Source organism: Bacillus sp. JJ1503 (assembly GCF_036965125.1).
Taxonomy (GTDB): domain Bacteria; phylum Bacillota; class Bacilli; order Bacillales; family Cytobacillaceae; genus Cytobacillus.
In genome coordinates, this window is record NZ_JBALOZ010000457.1 from 1 (window position 1) to 6,286 (window position 6,286).

General features: G+C 37.4%; 5 protein-coding genes and 1 pseudogene. 3 read left to right on the forward strand and 3 right to left on the reverse strand.

Features of this window, described 5'->3' with window-relative positions; all coding sequences use genetic code 11:
- Positions 1-639, reverse strand: a 639-nt coding sequence (trhA, locus tag V7149_RS25040) for a PAQR family membrane homeostasis protein TrhA (RefSeq protein ID WP_335348275.1), incomplete at its 3' end; no start/stop codon positions are given.
- A gap of 138 nt (positions 640-777) precedes the next feature.
- Here trhA and V7149_RS25045 point away from each other — a divergent pair.
- Positions 778-1,365 (forward strand): DUF1836 domain-containing protein, encoded by a 588-nt coding sequence (locus V7149_RS25045; RefSeq protein WP_335348276.1) that lies wholly within the window; start codon positions 778-780, stop codon positions 1,363-1,365.
- 414 nt (positions 1,366-1,779) lie between these two features.
- Here V7149_RS25045 and V7149_RS25050 read toward each other — a convergent pair whose 3' ends face one another.
- Together V7149_RS25050 and V7149_RS25055 are read right to left on the reverse strand one after the other, a co-directional pair.
- A complete protein-coding gene (locus tag V7149_RS25050; protein WP_335348277.1) occupies positions 1,780-2,811 on the reverse strand; it encodes an LLM class flavin-dependent oxidoreductase in 1,032 nt (343 codons plus the stop codon).
- Positions 2,812-3,067: 256 nt separating this feature from the next.
- The gene (locus V7149_RS25055) at positions 3,068-3,904 is read right to left on the reverse strand and encodes an undecaprenyl-diphosphate phosphatase (protein WP_335348280.1); all 837 of its coding nucleotides are present in this window, start codon (positions 3,902-3,904) and stop codon (positions 3,068-3,070) included.
- A 391-nt stretch (positions 3,905-4,295) separates the two neighbouring features.
- Between V7149_RS25055 and V7149_RS25060 the strand changes: the two are divergent.
- Together V7149_RS25060 and V7149_RS25065 are read left to right on the forward strand one after the other, a co-directional pair.
- Positions 4,296-5,304, forward strand: a pseudogene (locus tag V7149_RS25060) (multicopper oxidase domain-containing protein).
- 179 nt (positions 5,305-5,483) lie between these two features.
- Positions 5,484-6,286 (forward strand): right-handed parallel beta-helix repeat-containing protein (locus V7149_RS25065; protein WP_335348279.1); only part of this gene is annotated, 803 nt, incomplete at its 3' end.

Consider the following 6,286-nt stretch of genomic DNA (forward strand, 5'->3'; position numbering starts at 1 on the left):
ATATAAATAAACACAAAGAAAATGAGCCATGCTTCCAAGCATAATGAAAATATGAAAAATTTCATGAAAACCGAAATAATCAAACTCTAGAAACTTAGGTTTTAGAGCGTAAATTAATCCACCAATTGTGTACAGGATTCCACCGGCTATGAGGAGGAGAGTTCCAGATGAACTTAGTGATTCAGATAAAGGCGAAAAGGCAAATATAATTATCCAGCCTACTGCCACATAAAGGACCGTTGATAGCCATCTTGGACAATTAAACCAGATCATTTTAAAAAGCACACCGACTACTGCGATGACAGAAACAATAGAAAATATTAACCAGCCTGTTGCTCCCTTTAAGCTAATCAGACAAAAGGGCGTATAGGATCCAGCAATTAAAACAAAAATCATTGAATGGTCGAGTCTTCTAAGAAAAGCAATGACCTTATCCTTAGCAACTACCATATGATAGGTGGCTGATGCGGAGTAAAGCAGGATCATGCTAATGCCAAAAATAATAACAGAAGTGATTGCAATTGGAGAAGCCGTTGTTATTGATGCCTTGATCACCATCGCTAGAAGTCCAACAAAGGAAAGAATCGCTCCAGCTAAGTGTGTAAGACCGTTAATTGGCTCTCGGATATAAGATGTCATCAATAATCCCCCTAATTTATGTAGTTTTGATAACTACATATAATGATACATACGTTTCAATAGATAGTCAATCATTTACTTAATCTTTTTAATACAGTATTATTTATTTATAAAATATGAATGTTGAGGTTTATGTAAATGGAAAATTTGCAAAAAATGATAGAGTCACTGAACTTAAATAGTCAAATTTCTTTAAATGAAATTCCTGACATTGATCTCTATATGGATCAAGTAATCCAGCTGTTTGAAAATAAATTTAGCTGCACGAAGCGTAATGAGGAAGAAAAGATCCTGACAAAAACAATGATCAATAATTATGCTAAAGGTAAGCTGTTATTCCCGATCAAAAATAAAAAGTATTCAAAAGAGCACCTCATTTTAATTAGTTTTATTTATCAATTAAAGGGGGCTCTCTCGATTAATGACATAAAAGAAACATTGTCTGGCATCAATGAAAGAATTATCAAGCAAAGTATGGATGTAGATGGTTTCTATGAAAGCTTTCTTCACTTAACTGAAAAAAATATCCATGCATTTATAGAACAAATTGAACAAAAAGGAAAGGATGTAAATGAAGAGATAGGTGAAATGATAGAAAATGAATCTGCGGTGCTAAAGAAAACGCTCATGATTGCCTCATTAGCCCATATGAGCAATCTATATAGGCGTGCAGCAGAAAAGCTTGTCGATGACCTTGTATCTGGGAGGAAATTGGATAATATTTAATATTAAGGACGCTTGATGTATGTTCTCTGATTAACTGTCCAAATTACAGGTTAGTGGACAGGTTTCATCGTTTTCCGCAAAACCTGTCCAATAAATTCAGTTTACTGGTCAGGTTTCGGCGGTTTCCTCAAAACCTGTCCATATTACCAGGTTCATTGGACAGGTTTCATCGCTTTCCCCGAAACCTGTCCAATAAATTCGGTTTACTGGACAGGTTCCGGCGGTTTCCTCAAAACCTGTCCATATAACTAGGTTTAGTGACAGGTTTCATCATTTTACCAATAAATTGGAGAGTTAAGTGTAATATACGAAGTTTACCACTAACACTGTTCGTCATCCCGTTTTTTATATAACACTTTACGTAAATTCACGATAAAAATATCCGTCATCTCAAAGATGACGGATATTTAACTGCTACTCCACCCCATTCATAATCTCAGAGACAATTTCAAAGGATCGCAGTCTGTCTTGGTGGTTATAGATTTGGGCGGTTACCATGATTTCGTTGACCTTTGTGTCTTGAATGAAGCTTTGCAGCTGAGCTTTCACTTTGTCTGGACTGCCAATAATGGAGGAACCAAGTTGTTTTTGAAGCAGGCCTTTCTCATATTCGCTCAAATGCTCATCTATATTGTCGACTGGAGGCTGGAGCTGTCCAGGCGTATTTCGAATAAGATTAAGGAATTGCAACTGAAGGGATGTTGCAAGCCGTTTCGCTTTTTCATCCGTATCTGCCGTAATGATATTCACTCCAACCTTTGCATAAGGTTCATCTAGAACATTTGAAGGGCGGAAGCTGCGGTAATATAAATCAAGAGCAGGCAACGTATTCTCAGGTGAAAAATGACTAGCAAAAGAAAATGGGAGTCCAAGCTGACCCGCAAGCTGAGCGCTGAAACCGCTCGAACCTAGCAGCCAAATGGGAATATTTAACCCCTCACCCGGTACAGCACGAACATGCATAGGTGCTGAACTTCTAGATGGGTCGAAATATGTCCGAAGCTCCTCTAGTTGTTCGGGAAATTCCGATCCATCCATGCGGCTGCTTCTTCTTAAAGCTCTGGCGGTTAGTTGATCTGTTCCTGGAGCACGGCCAAGTCCTAAATCAATTCTGCCTGGGAATAGGGATTCCAACGTCCCGAACTGTTCTGCAATCACGAGTGGAGAGTGATTAGGCAGCATAATGCCGCCGGATCCAACCCGAATGGATGTTGTACCTGCGGCAACATGCCCGATGACAACCGAAGTTGCTGAACTGGCTATCCCTTGCATATTATGATGCTCTGCAAGCCAGTATCGGTGATAGCCCCATTTTTCGGCATGCTGTGCAAGATCTAATGTATTACGAAGTGCTTCTGATGCTGTTCCGCCAACAATGATAGGGGATAGATCTAAAACAGAATAGCGAATTTCGTTAAGTGATTTTTTTTCAGTCTGGACTGACATATTATTCAACTTCCTTCATTCCATCTTCTTTAAAAAGTTTTTCCTTTGAAAGCTATTTTATCAATATTTATGAAATCAGGATAATGAAATGCTTATATAGAAAACTCGCCGATTGGCAAGTCTTGAAAAGGCAAAGACAGAGCGTAGTTGAACTTATACTTAATTCCTAAAATTGGCAACTACATCGGATCAACTTCTCCACTGACAATTTATACTTTCTTAACGTACAAAAAAACGGACTAGGGCTAGTCCGCTTTTAGAAAAATACGATATAAATAACTAAGGCCAATACTATTCGGTAAATGGCGAATGGCACAAGTTTGATTTTATTAATCAGTTTTAAAAAGAAACGAATAGATAAAAGGGCGAACACAAAGGCGCTAATAAATCCGGCGATGAAAAATGGCAGGGCATCGATCGTGAAATATTGCCAGTTTTTCAATAATGAGATAAAGCTAGCACCGGCCATAATTGGTACAGCCATAATAAAAGTGAAGTCAGCTGCTGCACGGTGGCTTAATCCGAGCAATACACCGCCAGAAATCGTTGAACCCGAGCGTGAAAACCCAGGCCAAAGTGAAAAGCATTGTATCAATCCAATGGAAAACGCCTGTTTATAAGTAATTTGATCAACCGTGTCCACTTTTGGCCGTTTCCCTCCAAAAATATCTGCAAGGATCATAAAGACAGCTCCAATAACTAAGCCAATTAATACTGTTTCAGTTGAAAATAAGTTTTCATCGATATAATCCTCAAATAGAACTCCGAGTATACCGGCTGGAATAAGGCCGACAATAACTTGTGTCAGCTTCAAACGGTTTTCTGGAACCGCTGCACCCTTATTCCGTCTTCCAAGTCCTAGCATGTCAATAAATCTATCTTTAAAGATGATGACAACTGCGAGTATGGATCCTAACTGTATGACTACCTTAAATGTATTTGCTGTAGAATCTGATAAAAAATCCTTCGTATGAAGCCACATATCATCCACGATGATCATATGCCCGGTAGATGAGACTGGGGCAAATTCTGTTAAACCTTCAACTAATCCAAGTATGATTGCTTTTAAAATCATCATAAAATCAACTATCATTTTTCCTGTAATTCTCCTTTTTGTAAGTAGGGATATTAAGATTTTTTTAATTGCCATTATCGCCCTCATTATAATAGACGATGATGAAAGCAAAAACCTTACACTTATAGATTAAAAGATTAAAAAAACGGGCAATATTTATTCGCTGTTAAAGTATAGCACAATTAAAACCTACATTTCCATGGAATGAGAGGACATATGGAATTAAAGCGTTTTCAAGGTTTTTATGTTAAGCGCAAGAGACTGCATATAAGGTATGCAAGTTCTCATGAACAGACTTCACAAACTTTTCACAGACTCATGATCTTTTGTGAGTAATATCACCTATTCACAGGAATGGAATCAGTATGATTAAGATGTAAAGGAAAAGGATAATAAAGGAGGAATTAACATGAATAAAGGTATGAAATATCTTCTAACATCCGCAATAGGACTAAGTTTACTAACCGCATGTAACCAGCAATCTTTACAAGAAAAACCACAGCCAGAACAAAAGGTATTAGCAGCCGAGAAAAGTAATAATGAAGTCATAGCCCCACATAAAGATTTGAATCAAGAACCGGTACCGTTGAAAATTGAAAGAGTGGGTCCTACAGAAGTAAACGTAGAAATGACATCACAGATCACAGACATTGAAATTGACAAAGGGTATATGTACAAAGCTTGGACATTTAACGGGGAAGCCCCTGGGCCAGTTGTAGTAGTAAATGAAGGGGATACAATTAACTTTACATTAAAGAATATGGATCCGGCCATTCCGCATAGCATGGATTTTCACGCTGTTCATGCAGCACCATCTAAAGATTTTTCAAATGTAAAGCCTAATGAATCAGGTACTTTCAGTTATCCAGCAAATAAGCCAGGTGTATTTATGTACCATTGTGGAACAGCACCGGTACTTTCACATATTGCAAACGGAATGCATGGTACGATCATTGTTAAGCCGAAAAATGGCTATCCAACCGATGAAGGGATTAATAAAGAATTCGTTATGATTCAAAACGAATGGTATAAATATAACGATTTAGATGATTTCACTAATGGTGTACCAAGTCAAGTTGTATTCTCAACTAAGGCTCTTCATGAAGGTGACCTAAATACAAATGGCGATACGTTCACACTTAAAGAACAACCTCTATTAGCAAAAGTAGGAGACAGAGTAAGAATCTATATTAACAATGTAGGACCAAATGAAGTAAGCTCATTCCATGTTGTTGGTACAATATTCGATGATGTATATATTGACGGTAACCCATATAACCATTACAAAGGATTACAAACTGTTATGCTGCCAGCCAGCGGTGGTGCTGTAGTTGAATTTACCGTAACAAGAGTCGGAAGCTATCCAATTGTCACACANNACAGGTGAAGACGACGGTAAGGCTACAATGAGCCATTAATAGATAAATAAATCACACAACTAAAATTATACTAGAAAAAAATTATAAAGTGAACCTTAAATTTCAAATAGAGGGCAGATATTCCTATAAATATTACGGACAGTTATGAAACATGCGACGTAGGAACACTGCCCTTCAAGCTGTATAATCGTAACAGTGAATGGGGAGGTGTATCCCAAATGAATAAAAAAGTTCTCCTATTTATTGTATTTTCTTGGTTCGTTTTTGCGGGTAAAGTACACGGGTCTGAGCTGACTGTATCTAATACAAAGGAGCTACAGGGGGCTCTATTAAATCGTACTTCTTCTGTGATAAATCTCAAATCGGGTGAATATTCCGGATCATTTACTATTTCCCATCCCGTTCATTTAATCGGTGAAAAAGGAACAAAGATCATCGGTCCATATGAAGGGAACGTTATTACAATTGAGGCTGATGACGTATCTATTGAAGGATTACAGATAGAAGGGAGCGGTTCTCAAAATTCTGGGATTTATATTAAAGGCAATCGTTCTCATATTCATCATAATTTAATAAAAAATGTATTTCATGGGATTTATGCTCATGAAAGCTACGGCCATCGTTTTGAACATAATACGATTACTAGCTTTGACGAGAAGTCCAAATATAAAGGCTATGGGATTTATTTAGTGAAGGCACCAAATACCTCTGCCAATAGCAATCTCATATATGATACACAGGATGGAATTTATGTATCCTATTCTGAATTCTGTGAGGTAAAAGGAAATCAAATGATCCGGACACGGTATGGTGTTCATACAATGGATTCCAGAAATGTCCTCATTTCGCAAAATCAAGTTCGTGAAAGTATTAACGGACTGATGATTATGCAGAGCTATGAAGTTTTTATTCTAGAAAATATCTTTTATTTAAATACAAAAATCGATGGTGCAGGGATGTTTATCTTTGACACATTCGATTCAAAGATCGCTTCCAATGTAGTTATGAGCAACTATAAAGG